Raw genomic sequence first — 21,903 nt, forward strand, 5'->3', positions numbered from 1 at the left:
CCGCCGACCGTCGGCACCGAACCACCCCCACCTCAAGGAGTTTCACGATGAGCACCACCGTCGAAGCAAGTACGGGCACCACTGCGGGCGCTCGCGACCACGCCCGATCGCAGGCCAGGGCGATCACCGACTCGATGCCGGTCGTCCCCGCGTCGAACTGGCCGACTCCGCCCGCAGGCGTCGATCCGGCAACGCTGACCTGGGCCGAGACCGTCCCCGGTGGGCGCTACACCGCCAAGGTCCTCGCCCGCGGTACCCGGATTCGGTTGCATGACGTGGCAGGTGCGGCCTGTGCCCACCTACTGCTGTGGCGCGCCGACGCCCCGTGGGAGCGACTCAACGTCGCCGACACGGTGAAGGTGCCGTGGCAGGCGTATGTGGGGACCGGACATCCGCTGCTGTCGGATCAGGGCCGGGTGTTGGCGACCGTGGTCGCCGACGACTCGACCCGCCACGACGCGCTGTGCGGTACCACCACTCTCGCCGCCAATACGGCGAAATATGGTGACGGACACGTTCATTCCGCCAGTCCCGCGGGACGTGAGCTGCTCACGCTGGCCGCCGCCAAACACGGTCTGACCCCGACCGACGTCGCCCCGTCGCTCTCCTTCTTCCACGGGGTACGGGTCGCCGACGACGGTTCGCTGAACTCGATCGGCACTGCCGGTGCGGGGAAGAGTGTCGATCTGCTCCTGCATCTGCCGTGCATCGTCGCCATCGCCAACACCGCGCATCCGCTCGACCCGTCACCGACCTTCGACACCACCTCCATCGAAGTCCTTGCCTGGCAGGCGAAGAACGACCTCGATGCACTGCTGGCCGGCGTCGCCGACGCCGATCCGGAGTATCAGCGCGCCGTCGCCAACTCCGAGGACGTCTGGGCCGCAGCCCGTCTGTGACCGGCCGACCCGACCATCTGCGTATCCCAAGGAGATTCACCATGACCACACGCACCGCTACTCCGGCCGGCGAACTCGCACTCGTGCCCGGCACCGTCGTCTACGACGCCGAAGTCGGCGACCGTGGCCCCTGGTCGGGGGTCGTCGCCGCAGGTGACGTCCTGACCATCGTCGACCTGTACGGCAATCAAGCCGTCGACACGCTGTTCTACGGCGCTCACGATCACCGTCTTCGTTACTCGGCGCAGACCACGATCGCCGCGCAGGGCAACATCTTCCTGACCACCGGCACCGTTATCCGCGACCAGGAATCCAACCCGCTGATGACGATCGTCGCCGACGAGGTCGGCAACCACGACACCGTCGGCGGCGCCTGCTCGCAGGAATCCAACACACTGCGCTACGGCCATCACACGAAACATCAGCATGCCTGCGTGGAGAACTTTCTCATCGAGGGCAGCCGACACGGGCTGGGTAAGGCCGATCTGGTCGGCAACGTCAACTTCTTCATGAACGTCCCGGTCGATCCCGACGGCGCGCTCGGGATCGTCGACGGATTGTCGGCGCCCGGAAAGCGTCTGGCGTTGCGCGCCGAGGTCGACACCCTGGTGTTGATCTCCAACTGCCCGCAGATCAACAACCCGTGCAACGGATTCGACCCGACGGCCGTGCGCGTCATCGTGACCCGCCCCGCCTGATCCCCACCCGTCTCGCCGCTCACCACCATCGAGGAGACCACCACCATGGCCACCATCTCCGTGCTCCGATCCGGTCCGATGACCACCATCCAGGACTGGCCCGGTCGCGTCGGCTACTGGAAGATCGGCGTCCCACCGTCGGGACCCATGGACGACCTCTCGTTCCGGCTCGCCAACGCCGCGGTGGGTAACCCCGACGACGCGGCCGGTCTGGAGATCACCCTGGCCGGCCCGGCATTGAGCTTCGCCGAACCGGCCGTCGTCGCGGTGACCGGTGCCCCGGTCACCGTCCGGGTGGCCGGAAAGGTGGTGCCGCAGTGGGTTCCGGTCACGGTGAACGCCGGGGAGACCCTCGACATCGGGTTCGTCGGGACGTTGGGGATGCGTGTGTACGTCGCGGTGGCCGGTGGCATCGACGCCCCCGACTACCTGGGTAGCCGGGCGACCTTCACAATGGGTCGGTTCGGCGGCCGCGACGGGCGTGCCCTCGCCGACGGGGACGAGCTGACGACCGCCGGATCGGTCACCGGTCCGGCGCGGCGGATCCTCACCGAGGAACAGCCCGCACTGACCAACGCGTGGCAGCTGGCGGTCACGGTGGGGCCGCACGGTGCCCCGGAGTTCTTCACCGAGGAGGACATCGCCGACCTATTCGAGGCCGATTACGAAGTGCATTTCAACTCCGACCGCACCGGGGTTCGGCTCGTCGGCCCGCAGCCGCGATGGGCGCGCACCGATGGCGGGGAGGCCGGACTTCACCCGTCCAACATCCACGACAACGCGTATTCGGTCGGGGCATTGGACTTCACCGGCGACACGCCCATCCTCCTCGGTCCCGACGGTCCGAGCCTGGGCGGATTCGTCTGCCCGGTGACCGTGGTGAGCGCCCAGCGGTGGAAGTTGGGGCAGCTCAAGCCCGGTGACACGATCCGCTTCGTCCCGGTGCGCGCCACCCAGACGGCGTCACCGTCGGAGCTCGGCCTGGCGCGGCGGGCCAGCTTCGGCCACGTGCTGTCCACCGGCGGTGACGACGACAACGGCATTCTTGCCACCACGACCACCGCAGACGGCACCACCGCGGTGACCTATCGGCGCAGTGGTGACGACAACATCCTCGTCGAATACGGTGACATGCGCCTCGATCTGGCGCTGCGGGCGCGGGTGCATGCGCTCGGCGAACGCATCGACGGCGAGCGGCCGCGCGGTCTGGTCGATCTCACCCCGGGGATCCGGTCCTTGCAGGTCAAGGTCGATCCGGACGTGATGAACCAGACGCAGTTGCTGGAGTGGCTGACCGAGTGTGAGAGTCAGCTGCCAGCCGCCGAGGACCTCGTGGTCCCCAGTCGCACCGTTCACCTGCCGTTGTCGTGGGACGATCCCTCGACCCGCGAGGCCATCGAACGCTACATGCTCGGGGTGCGGTCGGATGCGCCGTGGTGCCCGTGGAACATCGAGTTCATCCGGCGGATGAACGGCCTGAACTCGGTCGACGACGTCTACCGCACCGTCTTCGACGCGAGCTACCTGGTGCTGGGTCTGGGCGACGTGTACCTCGGTGCGCCGGTGGCGGTTCCGCTCGACCCGCGGCATCGGCTGGTCACCACCAAGTACAACCCGGCCCGCACCTGGACCCCGGAGAACGCGGTGGGGATCGGCGGCGCGTACATGTGCATCTACGGTATGGAGGGGCCGGGCGGATACCAGTTCGTCGGCCGGACGACACAGGTGTGGAATCATCGGCATCCGCTGCCCGCGCCCGGTTTCGATCCCGAACATCCTTGGCTGCTGCGCTTTTTCGACCAGATCAGGTGGTATCCGGTGGAGGCCGACGAACTGCTCGACATGCGTGCGGATGTCGCGGCCGGTCGTGGTGACTCGACGCGCATCACCGAGGGCACCTTCTCCCTCGCCGACCACCAGCGATTCCTCGACGCCAACGCCGACGACATCTCCGCGACCCGGTCGGCCATGGAGATCGCGCGGGCCGAAGAACGCCGACGTTGGGCGATGCGCGGCGAATTCGCCAATAGCCCAACAGGTTCGGCTGACCAATCCAGTGCGCTGACCGACGACACCGAAGGGAAGGTCGCATGACCCGCATCGACGACATCTACGCCCGCCTGACCGAGCGACCGGAGGTGTTCATCACCATCCGGCCACAAGCCGAGGTCGCCGAGGAGTATGCCCGATCGCTGGCCGCTGGGGGAGTGCTCGCCGGGATGCTGCTCGCCGTCAAGGACAACGTCGACGTCGCCGGGCTGCCGACGACGGCCGCCTGTCCCGGCTTCGCCTACACGCCCGATACCGACGCCGCGGCGGTGCGGGTTCTGGTCGCCGCAGGTGCGGTGGTGATTGGCAAGACCAATCTCGACCAGTTCGCCACCGGTCTCGTCGGCACGCGCAGTCCCTATGGGGTGGTGCGGAACTCGCGACGACCCGACCGGATCTCCGGCGGATCGAGTTCGGGATCGGCGGTCGCCGTCGACCTGGGTTTCGCCGACATCGCGATCGGCACCGATACCGCAGGCTCCGGCCGGATACCCGCTGCGCTGCAAGGGATCGTCGGGGTCAAGCCGACCGTCGGCGCCATCTCCACCGACGGGGTCGTCCCTGCCTGTGCCAGCTATGACACCGTCACCATCATGGCCGCCGACCTGGACGTGGCGGACCGGGCAATGGGCGTGATGGCGACCGCGCCGGGGCCGCGGCCATTCGCCACCGACGTAGCGCTCGCGGCCGGGGAGCGGCCGGTGATCGCGGTACCCGCCGAACTACCGGAGCTCGACGTCGACTGGCGGGCCGCATTCGCCGACGCGGTGTCGCGTGCCGAAGCCGCGGGCGCGATCATCAAGACCATCGATCTGAGTCCGTTCCTGGCTGCCGCCAAACTGCTGTACGACGATGCGCTGGTCGCCGAACGTGCCGACGCCGTCGGCGACTTCATCGCGGACGCAGACGAATCCGCGGGCCTGGACCCGACTGTCGCGGGCATCATCTCGGCGGCCGACCGGTTCGGTGCGCTCGACCTGCTGCGTGCCCGGCGCCGGCTGGCCGACCTGCGTGCCCAGGCGATGGGTGAGTGGGGCGAGGCCGCCGCCCTGCTGCTGCCCACCGCCCCGGCGCACCCGACCATCGCGCAGGTGCAGGCCGACCCGGTGGCGGTGAACTCACGGATGGGGACGTACACCAATTTCTGCAATCTCTTCGACCTGTGCGGGCTGGCATTGCCTGCCGGTGAGATCGACGAGGGGGACGGCACCCGGGCGACCTTCGGCATCACGCTGGTCGGCCGGGCGCATACCGACGCGGTGCTCATCGACCTCGGGCGCCGGTTCTTGGGGACCTCCGCAACCGAATCGTCGTCGACGTGGGTGGAGTCGGTGGCGCCGACGGTCGACCTGGCGGTCTTCGGCGCCCATATGCGGGGCGGTCCGCTGACCCATGAACTGGCCGACCGTGGCGCGCGTTGGTCCGGCGAGATCCGGACCGCGCAGGCCTACCGGCTCGTCGCCCTGGACACGGTCCCACCCAAACCCGGTCTGATCCGAGATCCCGATGCCGGACGTGCTATCGCCGGGGAGCTCTGGCGGCTGTCACCGGCCGCGCTCGGTGCCTTCCTCGCGGCATTGCCTGCCCCGATGATGCTGGGCCGCGTCGAACTCTCCGACGGCCGGTGGGTGACCGGATTCGGCTGTGCGGCCGATGCGGGCGAAGCGGGAGAACAGCTCGACCGCGACCGCTGGTAGCCGGTCGGCCTCGGTGCATGAGGTCGGACATATCCCACGATGTGGACAGGCAGCTGCGGTGATTGCGGGGCCCGGCGTCGGATCGCTTTCGACGTGAACACAGGTCTGGACCCGCCGGATGGGCGGGTCGCGACATGGCTTCCGGAGGCGGCATCGGTGGTGGCGCGGGTGTGCCCGTTGGGGTCCGCGGGCGGCAAAACACGCAGCACAATCGATATGCTTCGGTGAGCTAATCAAATCTTTCGGGTGGGTTGTTAAGCCGCAGTTGATAATTCGACCGACCTCCTACTTGGCGGTAAGTGGTTCAGTTGACCAGCATTCGTGCACGTCGCACCGGCTCCCGGCTTTCCTCAACGTGTATGCAATTTTCGATCCGCGATGCTTAACTAGCGGTCGTTAAGGTTGCTTTAAGGAAAGTTGGACGCATGACCCAGTTGTCGCGCAATGCAATTCGGCGTTCGGAGAAGGAAGCTCGACGCAAGAACCGCAAAGACAAGCGCGGCCACCGCGTCGCCGCCGCGGCGGTCGCGGTCGCGGGTGTCGCGACGCTCGGCGCCGGGCAGGTCATGGGTCCGGCGCCTGCCTACGCGCTGGAGATCCCGGAGATCGACAACCCGGCGGGCCAGCTGGGGTCGATCATCGGACAGCTGGCCAACAACAGCTTGGCGCAGGGGCTGGCCCAGAGCATGCGAATCCAGCTGTGCGCAACAGGTGCCACCAGCGGTGGCGCGGATTGCTCGATGTCGACCGGGACCGGAATCGCTCTGGTCATGCCCGACCGGTTGGAGCTGATCCCGCGCGTGGATGCCGATGGTGAGCAGGATGCGCTCTACAAGGAGATCGCCGGTTACCTGAACAACCCGCCGGTCGCGCCGAATCCGGCGGACTATCAGGGCGGAATCCTGAATCCGAAATACAACTTGGCCAACACGCAGTACCTGCTGGCGAAGGCTGCTTACGACGTTGCCGCCGCCCTGGTGGACGATCTCGGCGGCATCAGCATCCCGATCCCCGGTCCGCCCGGGACCACGGGCACCGCCCGGGTGATCGGCGACGGATTCCAGTTCGCGCTCGCACACAAGGGTGGTCAGGCGACTGCGATCGCCTACCTTCCGGTGAGTGTGGCCACCGCGGGCGCCAGCGACGGGCGCACCGCCGTCTCATTCGCGCTCGTCGGTATGGCCAATGCGTGGACCACCGACGAGATCCCGGTGACGATCCTCGGTGACAACACCATCGGCCCGGGGGCCGGTCTCTCGCTCGGCTCCATCCCGGCGGTGCGCAGCGTCGGCTGCTACGGCGGACTGACCGGCGCATATGCCGAAGGTGTTGGCGCGTGTGGAAATGTGCTGGGCACCTTCGACTTCCGCTGGAATGCGGTGAACAACGAGGTCCAGTTCGGCCTGACCAACCCGCTCGGGCTACTCGACGATCCGACCGGGGTGTTCGGTGAGATCATCTCCGACCTGTTGAGTGGCCAGCCGTTGAGCCTGAGCCCGGACCTGGCGCGACTGTCCATCGGTGGCGACTACAGTCTCATCAGCGGCAACTTCCTCCGCTTGACCAGCGACTACGGATTCACCAGAGAAGTCACCATCGGTTGGCTCGGACAGGAGCTGGTGCTGTTCCCCACCGTCGACATCAACGGTGACCCGGACCGGCCGAACTACATGGGCTTCCCGGTCTTCAAGGCAGGCGAACTCGATACCTCGCAGATTGTGCCGGTCTTCGACATTCCCGACTTCGACATCCCGTTCGGAGATCTGCTGGGCGTCACCTCGAACCCGGCGTCGACGTTGAGTGCTCCGGCTCCGGAAGCGCGCACACTCGCCACGCCCGTCGAGGACAGCGTCGCCGAGCAGAGCGACGACGCGGCCCCCACCGAGGAGTACGTCGGGCGGCACCGGGCGCCGGAGTCGGCTGTCGCCGAGACGCCAGAAGCTGAGACCCCAGAAGCTGAGACCCCCGACGCTGAAACCCCCGACGGCTCGACCGAGACCGGTGGTGAGTCAGATGATTCGGGCAGCGAGTCCGGTGGCAGCACCGAGAGCGCCGACGAGAGTTCGGACGACGCAGGCTCGGACAACAGTTCGGACCACGACGGTAGCTCGAACGACGGTGGCTCGAACGACGGTGGCTCGAACGACGGTGGCTCGAACGACGGTGGCTCGAGCGACGGGGGCACCGACTGACCCGTTCCATCCAGGATCGAATGCCCCCGTCGCGACCCCGTCGCGTCGGGGGCATCTCACTGTCGATCGTCGACGCGTCGATCGGTCAGCGCCACCATCCATCCACCGGATGAACTACCGGCAGGCGTTTGTTCGGCCGACTGGACTGCGGATATGGCTACAGTGGAGGCCATCGAAGCCCGCCCGACGAAGGAGCATGTCATGGCCACCGACCCGGCCAAGAGCAAAGCCGTCGTCCAGGTCGTCCGCCAGCATCCGGGGATGAGTCTGGTCGCGATCTCGCCCGCCATCGTCGTCTTCGCGCTCGCCTGGTGGTTGGTGAATCCGTTCGTCGCGATCCTGCTCGCCATCGTCGTCCTCGGTGGCGGGTACTACCTGCTCACGCGGGCGAAGTAGGGCCCTGGGTGTCCACGCGTGTCGATGCCTGGATCTGGGCCATCAGACTGACCAAGACCCGCTCGGCAGCAGGTGCGGCATGCCGCGGTGGCCACGTTCGGGTCAACGGCAACCCGGCGAAGGCTGCGCAGCCGATCGTGCCGGGCGACGAGGTCCGGGTCCGCCTCAACGGCCACGAGCGGATCGTCGAGGTGACCAAGCTGATCAGCAAACGCGTGTCCGCGCCGGCTGCCGCCGAATGCTTCATCGACCGCAGTCCACCTCCGCCACCCCGAGAGATCCTGGCCAGCCAACCCCGACGTGATCGGGGTGCGGGCCGGCCGACCAAACGGGAACGTCGCCGGCTCGACCAGTTGCGTGGCGGCTTCCTCATCGCATTCACCGCGATCCTCGCGCTGCTCATCGCGGGCTGCTCCTCGGATGAACCGGCCGCGGATCCGGCGGCCCCGGCCGGACCGCAGGCGCCCGGTCGTGCCGGCGCCGGACCGTTCTTCGGTGAATGCGGCGGCGTGACGACCGCCGAGGTCTCCCAGATCACCGCCTTCGGGCAGCTGGTCAACACCGTGAACAACTCCACGGTGTGCGAATGGGACACCGACGGCACGCGCACCGGCGCGACGGCCTCCTTCAACTGGTATCGGGGCTCGCCGATCGGGCGTGAGCGGGCCACCGAGCAGTTGTCCCGCCAATCGACCACCGACATCGAGATCAACGGGCACCACGGCTTCATCGCCTCCGACGTCGGCATCTGCGAGATCGGTATCGCCTTCGACGCCGACTTCTTCGAATGGTCGGTGAGCGCCGGAACCGGATCCGAACGCACCACCGAACAGATCTGTGACTCCGCACGGCAACTCGCCCGCATGTCGATCGAGCGTGCGTCATGAACCGGCGCGTGCTCGCGGTGCTGCTCGCGCTGCTGCTGGTCTTCGCCGGTGCGGTGGGCTGCGCCCGGACCGTCGACGGTCAGGCGGTCTCCGCCGACGCCGGTGGCGGTGGCGACGACACCGGGAACGTCGACACCGACGAGTTCGACAAGCTCACCCTGGAGTGCGCGATTCTCTCCGAACCGGAGATCGCCAAGGCGGTCGGCGGGACATCGGCGCGCAGCACCTTCAACGGTGCGATCTGCCGGTGGATCGTGAACGGTCCGGCGCTGGTCAACGTGACGTTCAATTGGTTCGAGTGGGGTGACTACACCGTGGAGAAGGACGTCGCGAAGCGGCTCGGCTACCAGACCGAGAACATCAAGGTGGCCAGTCAGGTGGCGTTCACCCAGGTCAATCCGAAGCGGCCCGGATCATGCGGGGTGACCACCCGGGCACCCAGTCGCGGCATCTACACCTGGTGGGTCGAGTCGAGCGGTTCGACGGGTACGGACTCCTGCGCCGCTGCGACCAAGCTGATGGAACTCGTCCTGCACGGCGGGCAGTAACCCCGACAACCGCCGTCCCGACACCGGCCGTCCCGGCGCCGGCAGTCCCGGCAACCGGTCCGGCGGCCCCGGTGGTCACTCCGGCCGGGCGTGTACCGACACCGTCGCCGCGACCACCGGCTCACCGGCCGCGTCGGGGATCAGGAACCACACCATCAGCCCGTCCTCGTCGCGATGGCGGCGCAGGGTGATGGGAGTGCCGGGAACGATGGGCCGGATGTATTCGATGATCGCTCGGTGCGGTCCGGCGATCAGGTCGGGATGGTCGACGAGTTCGTCTTCGACCGCCTCCAGGTAGGCGGCGTTGTTCAAATGTTTGAACGGGTCGAAGTCCGTGCTGCGCAGGATGTGTTCGCGGTCGGGCAGGGCGACGTCGGCGGGTGCGGGCGCCTTCTCCGGGTTCATCGCCTTCCACCGCAGCCGATGCTCGTCGTTCATCGACGACAACATCTCGAATGCGTCATCCGACAGGCGGGACGGCATGCCCTGATCGTTGACGTTGATCCAGAAGGCCTCGGTCTCGATCAGACCCGGCTTGCGCGGGTCCGGATTGAAGCGGTTGGTCTCGTGTTCGGCCTGCAACCGGACCCGCATATTCGTCCAGCGCGTCGACAAGGCTCCGCACCACCGTTCTGCGGTGAAGCCTGCGGGCCAGGAGAATGGGCGGATGACGTCGATGATGGTTCTGCGCACGATCCAGAACGGATCCGACGAATGGAATGTCGTCGCTTCGATGTTGTCGTTGGCGACGTCTTGCAGATACCGTGCGACGGAGTCGAGTCGGACCCGCATCTGTTGGTCGACATCACCGGTGCGTACCCGATATCCGGCTTCGAAGTACTGCGCCCCGTCCTTGCGTTCGGGGAGTGATTCGGGGCTGGACGCCGAAGTTGGAGCACTCACGCGGATCCCTTCTCGTTTCTCTGTGGGGGTTCCGGTTAAGATACAGTCAGCCCGAAAACTAGAACACGTTCATCGTGTTGGACTCCGAGGAAACAGCAGATGGCGCACGTAATTACCAGACCATGTTGTAACGACGCCAGTTGCGTCAGCGTGTGTCCGGTGAACTGCATTCACCCGACGCCTGACGAGCCTGAGTTCCTGACGGCGGAAATGCTCTACATCGATCCCGAAACCTGCATCGATTGTGGCGCGTGCATCGACGAGTGTCCGGTCGAGGCGATCATCCCGGATGATTCGCTGGAGGCTCAGGACGAACCTTACCTGCAGATCAACGCCGACTACTACAAGGACCACGACGTCGACGGTGGGCTCGTCCCGCCCAAGAAGGGTCCGCAGCTGCCGGACAAGGAACTGCACGTCGCGATCATCGGCGCCGGTCCGGCTGCCTTCTACGCGGCCGAGGAACTCGTCCGCAAACCGCAGATCAAGGTCGACATGTTCGACCGGCTGCCGGTTCCGTACGGCCTGGTCCGCGCCGGTGTCGCGCCCGATCACGCCGCCACCAAGGGCGTCGAGAAGACCTTCGCTTCGATCGCGAACAAGAAGAACTTCCAGTACTTCCTCAATGTCGAGGTCGGCAAGCACATCAGCCACGACGAGCTCACCAGTCGCTACCACGCGATCGTCTACGCCGTCGGCGCCGCGACCGACAAGCGGCTGGGGCTGGAAGGCGAGGACCTGCCCGGTTCGCTGCCTGCCACCGAATTCGTGGCCTGGTACAACGGGCACCCCGACTACGTCGATCTCGACGTCGACCTGTCCGCGGAGCGCGCGGTGGTGATCGGCAACGGCAACGTCGCACTCGACGTCGCGCGCATCCTGGTCAGCGATCCCGACGCGCTCGCCACGACCGACATCGCCGACCATGCACTGGCGAAGCTGCGCGAGTCGAACGTCAAGGAGGTCGTGCTGGTGGCCCGCCGTGGCGTCGCACAGGGCGCCTACACCAACAGCGAGTTCCTCGCACTCGGCGACGTGGATGGTGTCGACGTCATCATCGACCCCGCCGACCTCGTGCTCGACGACGCCACGCAGGCCGCGCTGGACAGCGATTCGCTCGACTCGACGATCGCGACCAAGATCCGGTTGGCACGTGAGTTCGCCGAGCGTCCGACGACACCGGGTAACAAGCGCATCGTGTTCAAATTCCTGGCGTCGCCGCTGGCGATCGCCGGGGACGGCAAGGTCACCGGCCTCACCTGCGTGCGCAACGAGTACGCGGCAGCCGGTGACCGGGTGTCGGTTGCGCCGACCACCGACCAGTTCGACATCGAGGCGGGGTTGTTGCTGCGCGCGATCGGATATCGCGGTGTCCCCGTCACCGACCTGCCCTTCGACGAAGGACACGGCGTGGTGCCCAACACCGAGGGCCGAGTGCAGGACGCGGCCGGCGGCGAGGTCATGCGCGGCCTCTACGTCACCGGCTGGATCAAGCGTGGCGCCACCGGCGGTATCGGCATGAACCGCCAGTGTGGTCAGCAGACCGCGGAATCGGTGCTCGCCGACTTCATCGGCGAGGCGCTGTCGGATCCGTCGGTCTCGCGTGAGGATGTCGCGGCGATCGTCGCCGATCGCGGCGCGCACCGCATCGATCTGGCGGGCTGGAAGGCCATCGACGCAGCCGAGAAGGCCGCGGGCAAAGCCGCGGGCCGCAAGCGCCTCAAGTTCGTCAGCATCGCCGACTTCGAGGCGGCCGCGGCGGCCGGGCAGGTGCAGTAGCCGTGCGGATCGCGTTGCTGTCCTACCGCAGCAAACCGCATTGCGGAGGACAGGGCGTCTACGTGCGCCATCTGTCGCGGGAACTGGCGTTGCTCGGGCATTCGGTGGAGATCTTCTCCGGCGGGCCGTATCCCGAGCTCGATCAGTCCGCCGTCGACGCCGGGGTCACCGTCACCAAGGTGCCCAGCCTCGAGCTCTATGACGAGCCGGACCCGTTCCGCACGCCGCGGCTGAGCGAGTACCGCGACTGGATCGACGCCATCGAGGTCGGCTCGATGTGGACGGCGAGCTTCGGTGAACCGCTCACCTTCAGCCTGCGCGTCGCCCGTTTGCTCGCCGACCGTCGCGACGACTTCGACATCGTGCACGACAACCAGTGCCTCGGCTACGGTCTGCTGCAGATTCAGAAGGCCGGATTCCCGCTGATCGCCACCATTCACCATCCGATAACGCGGGATCGGACCTTGGCGGTGAAAGCGGCCAAGGGCTGGCGCAAGATTTCCGCCTGGCGCTGGCATTCCTTCCTGCGCATGCAGGGCCGGGTGTCACGACGGATCCCCGAACTCCTGACCGTTTCCCGCAGCAGCGAGGTCGACATCCGCAAGGCCTTCGACATCCCGGCGGGCCGGATCACCACCATCCCGCTCGGCGTCGACACCGAGGTCTTCGCACCGGCGGTCGAGCGGGTGCCCGGGCGCATCGTCTGCGTGGCCAGCGCCGACGCTCCGCTCAAGGGTGTGTCCTATCTCCTGGAGGCGGTCGCCAAGCTCAGTGCGGAGCGCGACGTCGAATTGGTACTCGTGTCCAAACTCGACCCGAATGGTCCGTCCGCCAAGATGATCGACGATCTGGCGATCGCCGACCGGGTCTCGGTGCGGTCGGGGCTCACCGACGAGGAACTGGGGCAACTGCTCGCCTCGGCCGAGGTGGCCTGTGTCCCGTCGCTGTATGAAGGGTTCTCGCTGCCCGCGGTGGAGGCGATGAGCTGCGGAACCCCGCTGGTCGCCACCCGGGCTGGGGCGATCCCGGAAGTGGTGGGGGAGAACGAAGAAGCGGCACTGCTGGTGCCGCCGCGCGATTCGGGACGTCTGGCGCAGGCTATCGGCCGGCTGCTCGACGACCCGCAACTGCGAATCCGCATCGGCGACGGTGGCCGTCGTCGGGCGGTGGAGAACTACAGCTGGGCCGCGGTCGCCGCGAAGACGGCGGCGCACTACGAGACAGTGCTGGCAAAGGCCGGTCTGCCGACGGAAGGGAACTCCTAGTGCTGACAGTGGATTTCGATCGGCTCGGAGTTGGTCCGGGCACCACGGCGATCGACATCGGGGCGGGACAGGGTAGGCACTCGTTCGAGATGTTCCGGCGTGGCGCCGACGTGATCGCCTTCGACCAGTCGGAGAGTGACATGTCCGACGTGGCGGAGATGTTCGACGCGATGATGGCCGAGGGGCATGTGCCGGCGTCGGCGAAGGCGCGGGCCGAGGTGGGTGACGCGCTGCGGCTTCCCTACGCCGACGACTCCTTCGACGTTGTCCTGATGTCGGAGATCCTGGAGCACATCCCGTCGGATGAGGCCGCCATCGCCGAGATGGTGCGCATCCTCAAGCCCGGAGGCGTGGCCGCGGTAACGGTGCCGCGCTACTGGCCGGAGAAGGTGTGCTGGGCGCTCTCCGACGAGTATCACGAGGTCGAAGGTGGCCACGTTCGCATCTACAAGGCCTCCGAACTCGCGGGCAAGGTGCGCGCCGCCGGCCTGGAGGTCACCGGTACCGATCACGCCCACGCACTGCACGCGCCCTATTGGTGGCTCAAATGCGCTGTCGGCGTGGAGAACAACGACAACTTGCTGGTCAAGGGGTACCACCAGTTGCTGGTGTGGGACATGATGAGCAAGCCGCTGCTGACCAGGGTCGGCGAGCAGGTGCTCAACCCCTTCATCGGGAAGTCGGTCGCCCTGTACCTGCGTAAGCCGGACACCGCGTCTTCATGACGGCGATCCCCGCGATAGCGGGTGTCGTCTCCGCGGGGCAGATCCACGCCACCGGTGCCGCCATCGCCGCCATGCAGGAGGAGTCCGGGGCGTTGCCCTGGTTCCCCGGCGGTCAAACCGATCCGTGGGATCACATCGAATCGGCGATGGCCTTGTCGGTGACCGGCTTCGTCGCCGAGGCTCAGGCCGCCTACGAATGGTCGAGGCGGACACAGCGTGCGGACGGGTCGTGGCCGATCCGGATCGTCAACGGACACATCGAAGACGACGGCGTGGACAGCAATTTCTGCGCGTATATCGCGGTCGGCGTCTGGCATCACTACATGATCACCGGCGACCTCCGCTTCTTGGAACGTATGTGGCCGATGGTGTGGTCGGCGATGGAATGTGTCTTGCGCTTCCAGCGGTCCGACGGCGTATTCCGCTGGGGCGGTGATCATCACACCGGGGCGATGTTCTCCGAGGCGCAGATCACCGGCAATGCCAGCATCTTTCAGTCGTTCGACTGCGCCATCCGGATTGCGGCGGAGATGGATCAGGATGACTCGCTCTGGGTTGCGGCGCATACCGTCCTCGGTGACGCCCTCCGCGCCGACGTCGCGCGTGAGGAGTTCGAGATCTTCGTTCCGCCGTCGGAACATTCGATGGATTGGTACTACCCGGTCCTCGGTGGGGCGGTGCGCGGCAAACTGGGGCAGGAGCTGATCGCGTCCCGCTGGAACGACTTCGTGGTGCCCGAACTCGGTACCCGCTGTGTCGATCATCGGCCCTGGGTGACCGGCGCCGAGACGAGTGAACTGGCACTCGCGCTCGATGCGCTCGGCGACACCGCCGACGCGATCGAACTGATCAAATCTATTCAGCACCTTCGGGATCCGGACGGCTCCTACTGGACGGGGCTGGTCTATGCGGATGGTAAGCGCTGGCCGGTGGAGAAGAGTTGCTGGACTTCGGCCGCCGTCGTACTCGCCGTGGATGCGGTCAGCCGCACCAGCGTCGGCAACGGCATCTTCCGCGACGTTCGGCACCGGTTGAGCGCTCGCGTCGGCTGAACCTCCAACACGCCAAAACCACCACAAATGGACAGAACCACCGGTTGCAGGCCGGTGGTTCTGTCCATTTGTGGTGGTTTTGCATCCCAGGGTCTGGCCTGCGCGGGCGTCGTCAACTAGACTAGTGTCCAGTCAAATGTCCGGAAGGCGTCAACGGAGGGCCCAATGGAATTCGGAATCGTGCAGTTCACCAGTGATCGCGGACTCAAGCCGCAGGTGCTGGCCCCATTGATCGAGCAGGCCGGTTTCGCCTCGTACTACGTCCCCGAGCATGGGCACATCCCCACGCGACGCGACGCGGCCCACCCGCGCACCGGCGACGCCTCGCTCCCGGACGATCGCTACACCCGGACGCTCGATCCGTGGACGTCGCTGGCCGCGGCGGCTGCTGTCACCGAACGGATCCGGCTGGCGACCGCGGTAGCGCTGCCGGTGCAGTCCGATCCCATCACGCTCGCCAAAACCCTTGCGACGCTGGACCACATCTCCAATGGGCGGCTGACGCTGGGTGTCGGGTTCGGCTGGAACCTCGACGAACTGTCCGATCACAAGGTGCCGCCGGGGCGTCGTCGCACCATGCTGCGCGAGTACCTGGAGGCCATGCGAGCGCTGTGGACTCAGGAAGAAGCCGAATACCACGGCGAATTCGTAGAATTCGGTCCCAGCTGGGCCTGGCCGAACGCCACCCAGGACCGCATCCCGACGCTGGTCGGGGCGGCAGGCAACGAGAAGAACTTCAAGTGGATCACCCGTAGTGCCGACGGATGGATCACCACCCCCGGTGAAGAGGATATCGAGGGGTCGGTCGAACTCCTCAAGCGCATCTGGGCCGACGCGGGTCGTGTGGGTGAACCGCAGATCGTCGTGCTGGACTTCAAGCCGGTACCGGAGAAGCTGGAGCGCTGGCGTGAGATCGGCGTGACGGAGGTGCTCTACGGCCTGCCCGACGATACCGTCGAACGTGCCTCCGGCTACCTGGCCAAGCTGGCCGGGAAGCTCGGCGTCGCCCCCGCCGTCGTCTGACCCTGGCGGCGCTGTTCGTCCCCTGCCTTCTGCGGGGCGGGTTCGGGCCTAAGGTGCGGGTGGCGTCCGCAATCCCGGCATCACGTAGCGGTCGATGTGGCGTCGTACCTGTGCTGCGTCGTCGGGGTCGATGGCATCGCCGGGTGCGGTGCCCAGGCTGATCTCGACGCGGGCGATCCATTCGGCCACCTCGCCGAGGTCGTGCGCCGGGTCGATCTCCCCGCGTGTGGCCGCGGCGTCGACGTACGGACGCCAGAACAGTGCCAGGGCGGGAATGAGTCCGGCGACGCCCGCCCCGGCGCATGCGGCGAACTCCTCGGGTTCGGACGTTCGTAGGCGTAGCAGTAGCGCGCCGGGGTCGTCGTAGGCGCCCCGGCCGATCCGCACGCCCGCGGTGAGCTGTCCGGCGAAGTCGGGGATCGAGTCGAGTTCGATGCGGGCATCGTTCCAGAATGCTTCGTTGAGGCGGACGATGGTCGCTCCGATCATCGCCTGCTTGTCGGGGTAGTGGCGATAGAGCCACGCTCGTGACACACCTGCCAGCTCGGCAACCTGCTGCATGGTCGTCGACCGAATGCCCTTGTCCGCCAGTAGCTTCTCGGTGGCGATCAAGAGCCGTTCGGATACGGTCTCTGGTGTCGTCTGGGTCATGTCGTCGGTCGCCTCTCGCTGATCACGTCCAATCATCGCACCGCGACTAGACAGTTCTCTGAATCTGTATACAACGCCGTGTCGCGTCGTGTAGACAGAATGAAGATTGTGTCTACCTCATGGGAGTTTGGATGAGTTCACCGACGGTGGCGATCATCGGCGCCGGCATCAGTGGCCTGACCGCAGGCAAGATGCTCGCCGATTACGGAGTGACGTATACGTGTTTCGAGAGTTCCGACCGCATCGGCGGCAACTGGGCTTTCGGGAATCCGAACGGGCACAGCAGCGCCTACCGTTCGCTACACATCGACACCTCCAAACATCAGCTGTCCTTCCGGGACTTCCCGATGCCCGACGAATATCCGGACTTCCCGCACCACACCGAGATCAAGAAGTATCTCGACGACTACGCGGAGGCCTTCGGGCTGTTGGAGAACATCGAGTTCACCAACGGGGTGGTGCATGCCGAGCGGTTGCCCGGTGGCGGCTGGGAACTGGAAACCCAACGCGGAGAACGGCGACGATTCGATCTCCTGGTCGTCGCGAACGGTCACCACTGGGATCCGCGGGAGCCGGAGTTTCCCGGCCAGTTCAACGGCACCACGATGCACGCCCACCATTACATCGATCCGAAGACCCCCCATGACTTCACCGGGAAACGAATCCTGGTGGTGGGGCTGGGGAACAGTGCCGCCGACATCGCCGTCGAACTGTCGTCGAAGGCGCTGGAGAACAAGCTCACCCTGTCGACCCGGTCCGGTGCGTGGATCGTCCCGAAGTACTTCGCCGGGAAGCCGGCCGACCGCTACTATCACACCTCGCCCTATATCCCGTTCTCCTGGCAGCGCAAGTTCATGCAGGTCATGCAGCCGGTGACGGCTGGGCGTCCGGAGGACTTCGGCCTGCCGACCCCGAATCACAAATTCTTCGAGGCACACCCGACGCAGTCGGTCGAACTGCCACTGCGGCTGGGGTCCGGCGACGTCATACCGAAACCCAATATCGACCGATTCGACGGTGACACGGCCTATTTCGAGGACGGCACCTCCGACGATTTCGACATCGTCATCTATGCCACCGGGTACAACATCGCCTTCCCGTTCTTCGACGAGAACTTCATCAGCGCCCCCGACAATCGCATCGACCTGTACAAGCGGATGTTCTATCCGGGTATCGACGATGTGGTCTTCGCGGGCTTCGCGCAGGCAACCCCGACGCTGTTCCCGTTCGTCGAATGCCAGGCCAGGCTGATCGGTGCCTATGCCATCGGCCGCTACCGACTGCCGTCGCTCGAGCAGATGCATCAGACGATCGCCGACGACACCGAGTTCTACACCGGGCATATGCTCGATCGTCCGCGGCACACCCAGCAGCTCGACCACTATCTGTATGAACACAATCTGCGGGTCAAAGAGATCCCCGCGGGCGCCCGGCGGGCCGCAGCACAGGGGCCACCACGCTGGGCCGAGGTGGAAAGCGCCGACGATGCGATCGTCGAATCTGCCGCCGCAACAGGAGGACTGGCGCCGGAAGAGATGACCACGGGGGGAATGCAGTGACGACGACGCAGACGCGTGCCGATGTGACCTTCGATTCGGGCGGTACGGAGTGTGCAGCCTGGTTCTATCCGGGCTGTGACATCTCGCCGTTCGCAACCGACGCGGGACGGCCGGTCGTCGTCCTCGCACATGGCTTTGCCGGGACCAAGGATTCCGGCCTGGATGCCTTCGCGCGACGGTTCGCGGCCGCGGGTCTGGCCGCCTTCGCCTTCGACTACCGCGGCTTCGGCATGTCCGGAGGGATTCCACGCCAGCACATTTCGATGCAGGCGCAGGCTCAGGACTATCGCGCGGCGATCGAGGCTGCGAAGAAGCAACCCGGTGTCGATCCCGGGCGCATCATCGTCTGGGGGGTGTCGCAGTCGGGCGGTCATGCGCTCAACGTCGCCGTCGACCGCGACGACATTCGTGCCGTGATCGCCATGGTGCCGCTGGTCAACGGGCTGGCCGCGGGTAAACACGCCTACCCGCAGACCGGTGCGGGTGCGATGGCGCGGTCCGCGGTCCGCGGGATGTCGAGCGCGATCGGTGGCAAGCTCGGCCGGCGCCCGATCATGATGCCGGTGGTCGGCAGACCAGGGGAGCGCGGAGCGTTGACCGCACCCGGTTTCTACGAGAGCTACACCGCGATCGCCGGACCGTCGTGGCGCAACGAGGTCGACGCGGCCGTCACCACCGAGGTCGGTGGCTTCCGTGCCGATCAGCACGGCGATCGTATTCGTGGCAAGGTGCTGGTCCAGATCGCCGACTACGACCGGGGGGCACCGCCGCACGCGGCGGCGAAGGCGGCCTTCAGGGCGCACGCCGAGGTTCGTCACTACCCGTGCGATCACTTCGACGTCTTCGAACCCAACGACTGGTTCGAAGCGGCCGTGACCCACCAGCTGTCCTTCCTGACAAGGCATCTCGGCTCGTGAGCACATCGTCGCCGGGGGTGGCGGTCGTGGTCGGCGGGGCGTCGGGAATCGGGCTGGCGTCGGCTCGACGCCTGCGCGCGTCGGGTTTCGACCTGGTCATCGCCGATATCAACGACGAGGCCGCCGGCACCGTGGCCGCCGAACTCGATGGCCGTGCGATTCATCTCGATGTCACCGACGAGGGGTCGGTGACAACGGGTTTCGCCGGTATCGAGGACCTGCGGGCCGTGGTCAATTGTGCCGGACTGTCCATTCCGGGAGCGATCACCGAACTGGAACTGGCCGGTTGGCAGACGACGGTCGACATCTGCCTCACGGGTAGCTTCCTGGTGCTCAAACATGCCGGTCGGCACATCGCCGACGGGGGAAGTATCACGATGATCGCTTCACTAAACGGACGTCAGCCCGGAACCGGGATGGCCGCCTACTGCGCGGCGAAGGCCGGTGTGCTGATGTTGGTCGAGGTTGCGGCGCTGGAACTGGCCGAACGTGGCGTGCGGGTCAATGCGGTGTCGCCGGGTCTCGTTCAGACCCCGCTGACCGAGCCGCTGTCCTTCATTCCCGGGCTGACCGAGGAATATCTGGAGAACACCCCACTGGGACGGGTCGGGCAACCCGACGACGTCGCCGCCACGGTCGCCTTCCTCGCCTCCGCGGATGCCGGTTGGATGACCGGTGCCGCAATCGATCTCAACGGCGGTGCGCACCTGCAGCGGTACCCCGACATCCTCGGGAAGGTGCGCGCGCTGGCGCAGCCCTGACGCCGGGATCGGCTGATCAGGCCGATGCCTGGACCAGTCGTTCGCCCACTTCGCCGGAGATCCGTTCGAGCACCCGCAGCGAACCTTCGGCGCGCACCTCGACGAATTGACCGGTAGCCAGTGCCTGGCAATAGATCTCGTAGGGCGGGCGGCCGCCGTCGGCCGGATCGGGGAAGACGTCGTGGATCAGCAGTGCCCCACCGACGCGAACCCACGGCGCCCAGCCGTCGAGGTCGTTCTGTGCTGCCTGCATGCTGTGACCGCCGTCGATGAAGACGAAGTCGGCGGGGGATCCCCAGATTCGTGCGGCGACGGTGGACGGGGCCAGCACGCCGATCACGGTTCGTTCCAGGTCGGCTTCGAAGATGGTGCGGCGGAAGCGCGCCGACGTGTCCAGCGTGCCTGCGTGCGGGTCGACGAGCTCGGGATCATGGTATTCCCAGCCCGGCTGATGCTCTTCGGAACCTCGATGGTGGTCGACGGTGACGATGGTGGCGCCCAGTGGTGCGGCCGCGGATCCGAGAAAGACCGTCGACTTGCCGCAATAGGTGCCGATCTCGATACCCAGTCCGACCGAATCCGTTTGTGCCAAAATTCCTTCGGCGATCTCGAACAGCGTCATCGCCTCGTCGAGCGGCATGAATCCGGGTGCGGCTTCGGCGGCGGCGAGTCGCTCGGTGGTGAGTCCGCCGGTGGTCGAGGTCTGCGATGCGCTCATGCCGCCGATCCTATCGAATGGGTGACCCGGGACACACATGAGGAACCGGTGGGCGCGCGCGAGGGGCCCCGGAGCCGTCCGCGCCTCGTGTCATCTCGATCGAAACGGTGCCCGACGTCGGCGCCCACCGGTGCGCGTCGAACCGTACGAACGTTCGATCTGTGCCGAGTAGGGTTGGCCCCATGAAAGCTCAGGTGCTCACCGCTGAAACCGGACCCTCCGCCCTCGAACTGACCGACCTGCCCGATCCGGTCCCGGCCGAGGGACAGGTGGTCGTCGACATCAAGTCCTGTGGCGTGTGTTTCCCGGATCTGCTGATGAGTCAGGGCAAATATCAGCTGCGCGTGCCGACGCCGTTCACGCCGGGTACCGAGGTGGCCGGTGTGGTGCGCAGCGCCTCCGCGGGCGCATCGGTCGCGGTGGGCGACAAGGTGCTGGTGGCCTCGATCGTCGGCGGATTCGCCGAGCAGGTCGCAGCGGCACCCGAGCAACTCCTGCCGCTACCGGCAGGTCTGACCTTCGACCAGGGTGCCGCAATGGGCATCAACTACCAGACCGCGCTGTTCGCGCTGAAGGTGCGTGCACAGACCGCGCCGGGCGAGATCGTCGGCGTGCTGGGTGCCGCCGGTGGTGTGGGCACCGCGTCGATCGCCGTCGCCAAGGCGATGGGGGCCAAGGTGATCGCGATCGTGCACCGCACCGGCGCCGAAGAGCTACTCCGGGAGGCTGGTGCCGACGAGATCGTGCAACTCGAAGAGGGCTGGGGCGCCAAGCTCAAGGAGGTCGCGCCCGAAGGTGTCGACGTGATGATCGATCCGTCCGGTGGTGAGGTCTTCGACGAGGCGTTGCGGCAGGTCGCGCCGGACGGCCGCTACGTGGTCATCGGATTCGCAGCGGGTGGTATCCCGACGGTCAAGCTCAACCGGGTCCTGTTCCGCAACATCGCCGTGGTCGGCGCGGCATGGGGTGAGTATGTGCGCACCCACCCCGACCTGCCTGCTCTGCTGCATGACGAGCTCACCGAGATGATCGAGGCGGGTCTGGTGCCCCTGGTCAATCAGACCTACACCCTCGATCAGCTGCCGCAGGCGTTGACCGATCTCGCCGAGGGGCGGATCCTGGGCAAGGCAGTCGTCAAGATCGCCGAGTGACCGGGCGCCCCCAGGGCCGCCCGATCTGAAGGA

General features: G+C 66.5%; 20 protein-coding genes. 17 read left to right on the forward strand and 3 right to left on the reverse strand.

Annotated features, from left to right (window positions below; genetic code table 11):
* Window positions 1–47: 47 nt before the first annotated feature.
* The 8 genes from QSJ18_RS07335 to QSJ18_RS07370 all read left to right on the forward strand — a co-directional run bounded on the left by QSJ18_RS07335 (window position 48) and on the right by QSJ18_RS07370 (window position 9,366).
* Window positions 48–899 carry an urea amidolyase associated protein UAAP1 gene (locus QSJ18_RS07335; RefSeq protein ID WP_286325681.1) on the forward strand — a complete coding sequence of 284 codons (852 nt, stop codon included), beginning with the start codon at window positions 48–50 and terminating at the stop codon, window positions 897–899.
* Between the two features lie 41 nt (window positions 900–940).
* Window positions 941–1,597 carry an urea amidolyase associated protein UAAP2 gene (locus tag QSJ18_RS07340; RefSeq protein ID WP_286325682.1) on the forward strand — a complete coding sequence of 219 codons (657 nt, stop codon included), beginning with the start codon at window positions 941–943 and terminating at the stop codon, window positions 1,595–1,597.
* Window positions 1,598–1,642: 45 nt separating this feature from the next.
* Window positions 1,643–3,691 (forward strand): 5-oxoprolinase/urea amidolyase family protein, encoded by a 2,049-nt coding sequence (locus tag QSJ18_RS07345; protein WP_286325683.1) that lies wholly within the window; start codon window positions 1,643–1,645, stop codon window positions 3,689–3,691.
* Window positions 3,688–5,343, forward strand: a complete 1,656-nt coding sequence (gene atzF / locus QSJ18_RS07350; RefSeq protein ID WP_286325684.1) for an allophanate hydrolase — start codon at window positions 3,688–3,690, stop codon at window positions 5,341–5,343. The genes QSJ18_RS07345 and atzF overlap by 4 nt, the downstream gene beginning before the upstream one ends.
* Before the next feature lie 425 nt (window positions 5,344–5,768).
* Window positions 5,769–7,535, forward strand: a complete 1,767-nt coding sequence (locus QSJ18_RS07355; RefSeq protein WP_286325685.1) for a hypothetical protein — start codon at window positions 5,769–5,771, stop codon at window positions 7,533–7,535.
* Between the two features lie 201 nt (window positions 7,536–7,736).
* Window positions 7,737–7,931 (forward strand): hypothetical protein, encoded by a 195-nt coding sequence (locus tag QSJ18_RS07360; protein WP_286325792.1) that lies wholly within the window; start codon window positions 7,737–7,739, stop codon window positions 7,929–7,931.
* Between the two features lie 8 nt (window positions 7,932–7,939).
* Window positions 7,940–8,818, forward strand: a complete 879-nt coding sequence (locus tag QSJ18_RS07365) for a DUF3558 family protein (protein ID WP_286325686.1) — start codon at window positions 7,940–7,942, stop codon at window positions 8,816–8,818.
* Window positions 8,815–9,366 carry a DUF3558 domain-containing protein gene (locus QSJ18_RS07370; protein WP_286325687.1) on the forward strand — a complete coding sequence of 184 codons (552 nt, stop codon included), beginning with the start codon at window positions 8,815–8,817 and terminating at the stop codon, window positions 9,364–9,366. Before QSJ18_RS07365 ends, QSJ18_RS07370 begins: the two co-directional genes overlap by 4 nt.
* 75 nt (window positions 9,367–9,441) lie before the next feature.
* Here the strand turns inward: QSJ18_RS07370 and QSJ18_RS07375 are convergent, their stop codons facing one another.
* Window positions 9,442–10,269 (reverse strand): acyl-[acyl-carrier-protein] thioesterase, encoded by an 828-nt coding sequence (locus QSJ18_RS07375; protein WP_286325688.1) that lies wholly within the window; start codon window positions 10,267–10,269, stop codon window positions 9,442–9,444.
* A gap of 99 nt (window positions 10,270–10,368) precedes the next feature.
* Here QSJ18_RS07375 and QSJ18_RS07380 point away from each other — a divergent pair, with 99 nt between their 5' ends.
* The 5 genes from QSJ18_RS07380 to QSJ18_RS07400 all read left to right on the forward strand — a co-directional run bounded on the left by QSJ18_RS07380 (window position 10,369) and on the right by QSJ18_RS07400 (window position 16,113).
* Complete coding sequence (locus QSJ18_RS07380; RefSeq protein WP_286325689.1) at window positions 10,369–12,048, forward strand: FAD-dependent oxidoreductase; 1,680 nt, start codon at window positions 10,369–10,371, stop codon at window positions 12,046–12,048.
* A gap of 2 nt (window positions 12,049–12,050) precedes the next feature.
* A complete protein-coding gene (locus QSJ18_RS07385) occupies window positions 12,051–13,313 on the forward strand; it encodes a glycosyltransferase family 4 protein (protein WP_286325690.1) in 1,263 nt (420 codons plus the stop codon).
* Window positions 13,313–14,038 carry a class I SAM-dependent methyltransferase gene (locus QSJ18_RS07390; protein ID WP_286325691.1) on the forward strand — a complete coding sequence of 242 codons (726 nt, stop codon included), beginning with the start codon at window positions 13,313–13,315 and terminating at the stop codon, window positions 14,036–14,038. Before QSJ18_RS07385 ends, QSJ18_RS07390 begins: the two co-directional genes overlap by 1 nt.
* The gene (locus QSJ18_RS07395; RefSeq protein WP_286325692.1) at window positions 14,035–15,090 is read left to right on the forward strand and encodes a prenyltransferase/squalene oxidase repeat-containing protein; all 1,056 of its coding nucleotides are present in this window, start codon (window positions 14,035–14,037) and stop codon (window positions 15,088–15,090) included. The genes QSJ18_RS07390 and QSJ18_RS07395 overlap by 4 nt, the downstream gene beginning before the upstream one ends.
* A 165-nt stretch (window positions 15,091–15,255) precedes the next feature.
* Complete coding sequence (locus tag QSJ18_RS07400) at window positions 15,256–16,113, forward strand: LLM class F420-dependent oxidoreductase (protein WP_286325693.1); 858 nt, start codon at window positions 15,256–15,258, stop codon at window positions 16,111–16,113.
* Window positions 16,114–16,161: 48 nt separating this feature from the next.
* Here QSJ18_RS07400 and QSJ18_RS07405 read toward each other — a convergent pair whose 3' ends face one another.
* Window positions 16,162–16,764, reverse strand: coding sequence for a TetR/AcrR family transcriptional regulator (locus tag QSJ18_RS07405; protein WP_286325793.1), 603 nt, complete (start codon window positions 16,762–16,764; stop codon window positions 16,162–16,164).
* A 131-nt stretch (window positions 16,765–16,895) separates the two neighbouring features.
* Here QSJ18_RS07405 and QSJ18_RS07410 point away from each other — a divergent pair, with 131 nt between their 5' ends.
* Genes QSJ18_RS07410 through QSJ18_RS07420 form a run of 3 tightly spaced genes read left to right on the forward strand, consistent with a single transcriptional unit; the run spans window position 16,896 to window position 20,001 of the window.
* Window positions 16,896–18,323 carry a flavin-containing monooxygenase gene (locus tag QSJ18_RS07410; RefSeq protein ID WP_286325694.1) on the forward strand — a complete coding sequence of 476 codons (1,428 nt, stop codon included), beginning with the start codon at window positions 16,896–16,898 and terminating at the stop codon, window positions 18,321–18,323.
* Entirely contained in the window at window positions 18,320–19,240 is a 921-nt protein-coding gene (locus QSJ18_RS07415; protein WP_286325695.1) for an alpha/beta hydrolase, read from the forward strand. Before QSJ18_RS07410 ends, QSJ18_RS07415 begins: the two co-directional genes overlap by 4 nt.
* A complete protein-coding gene (locus tag QSJ18_RS07420; RefSeq protein WP_286325696.1) occupies window positions 19,237–20,001 on the forward strand; it encodes an SDR family NAD(P)-dependent oxidoreductase in 765 nt (254 codons plus the stop codon). Before QSJ18_RS07415 ends, QSJ18_RS07420 begins: the two co-directional genes overlap by 4 nt.
* A gap of 16 nt (window positions 20,002–20,017) precedes the next feature.
* Here QSJ18_RS07420 and QSJ18_RS07425 read toward each other — a convergent pair whose 3' ends face one another.
* Complete coding sequence (locus tag QSJ18_RS07425; protein ID WP_286325697.1) at window positions 20,018–20,719, reverse strand: class I SAM-dependent methyltransferase; 702 nt, start codon at window positions 20,717–20,719, stop codon at window positions 20,018–20,020.
* A gap of 182 nt (window positions 20,720–20,901) precedes the next feature.
* Here QSJ18_RS07425 and QSJ18_RS07430 point away from each other — a divergent pair, with 182 nt between their 5' ends.
* Window positions 20,902–21,870 carry an NADPH:quinone oxidoreductase family protein gene (locus QSJ18_RS07430; protein WP_286325698.1) on the forward strand — a complete coding sequence of 323 codons (969 nt, stop codon included), beginning with the start codon at window positions 20,902–20,904 and terminating at the stop codon, window positions 21,868–21,870.
* Window positions 21,871–21,903: the final 33 nt, after the last annotated feature.

It is taken from the genome of Gordonia heveisoli, from assembly GCF_030315745.1.
Lineage (GTDB): Bacteria > Actinomycetota > Actinomycetes > Mycobacteriales > Mycobacteriaceae > Gordonia.

Coding starts and splice junctions, on each gene's coding strand:
- atzF (WP_286325684.1), top strand. CDS start 3,688: ATGACCCGCATCGACGACATCTACGCCCGCCTGACCGAGCGACCGGAG.
- QSJ18_RS07360 (WP_286325792.1), top strand. CDS start 7,737: ATGGCCACCGACCCGGCCAAGAGCAAAGCCGTCGTCCAGGTCGTCCGC.
- QSJ18_RS07380 (WP_286325689.1), top strand. CDS start 10,369: ATGGCGCACGTAATTACCAGACCATGTTGTAACGACGCCAGTTGCGTC.
- QSJ18_RS07335 (WP_286325681.1), top strand. CDS start 48: ATGAGCACCACCGTCGAAGCAAGTACGGGCACCACTGCGGGCGCTCGC.
- QSJ18_RS07430 (WP_286325698.1), top strand. CDS start 20,902: ATGAAAGCTCAGGTGCTCACCGCTGAAACCGGACCCTCCGCCCTCGAA.
- QSJ18_RS07410 (WP_286325694.1), top strand. CDS start 16,896: ATGAGTTCACCGACGGTGGCGATCATCGGCGCCGGCATCAGTGGCCTG.
- QSJ18_RS07355 (WP_286325685.1), top strand. CDS start 5,769: ATGACCCAGTTGTCGCGCAATGCAATTCGGCGTTCGGAGAAGGAAGCT.
- QSJ18_RS07425 (WP_286325697.1), bottom strand. CDS start 20,719: ATGAGCGCATCGCAGACCTCGACCACCGGCGGACTCACCACCGAGCGA.
- QSJ18_RS07340 (WP_286325682.1), top strand. CDS start 941: ATGACCACACGCACCGCTACTCCGGCCGGCGAACTCGCACTCGTGCCC.
- QSJ18_RS07405 (WP_286325793.1), bottom strand. CDS start 16,764: ATGACCCAGACGACACCAGAGACCGTATCCGAACGGCTCTTGATCGCC.
- QSJ18_RS07400 (WP_286325693.1), top strand. CDS start 15,256: ATGGAATTCGGAATCGTGCAGTTCACCAGTGATCGCGGACTCAAGCCG.
- QSJ18_RS07395 (WP_286325692.1), top strand. CDS start 14,035: ATGACGGCGATCCCCGCGATAGCGGGTGTCGTCTCCGCGGGGCAGATC.
- QSJ18_RS07370 (WP_286325687.1), top strand. CDS start 8,815: ATGAACCGGCGCGTGCTCGCGGTGCTGCTCGCGCTGCTGCTGGTCTTC.
- QSJ18_RS07345 (WP_286325683.1), top strand. CDS start 1,643: ATGGCCACCATCTCCGTGCTCCGATCCGGTCCGATGACCACCATCCAG.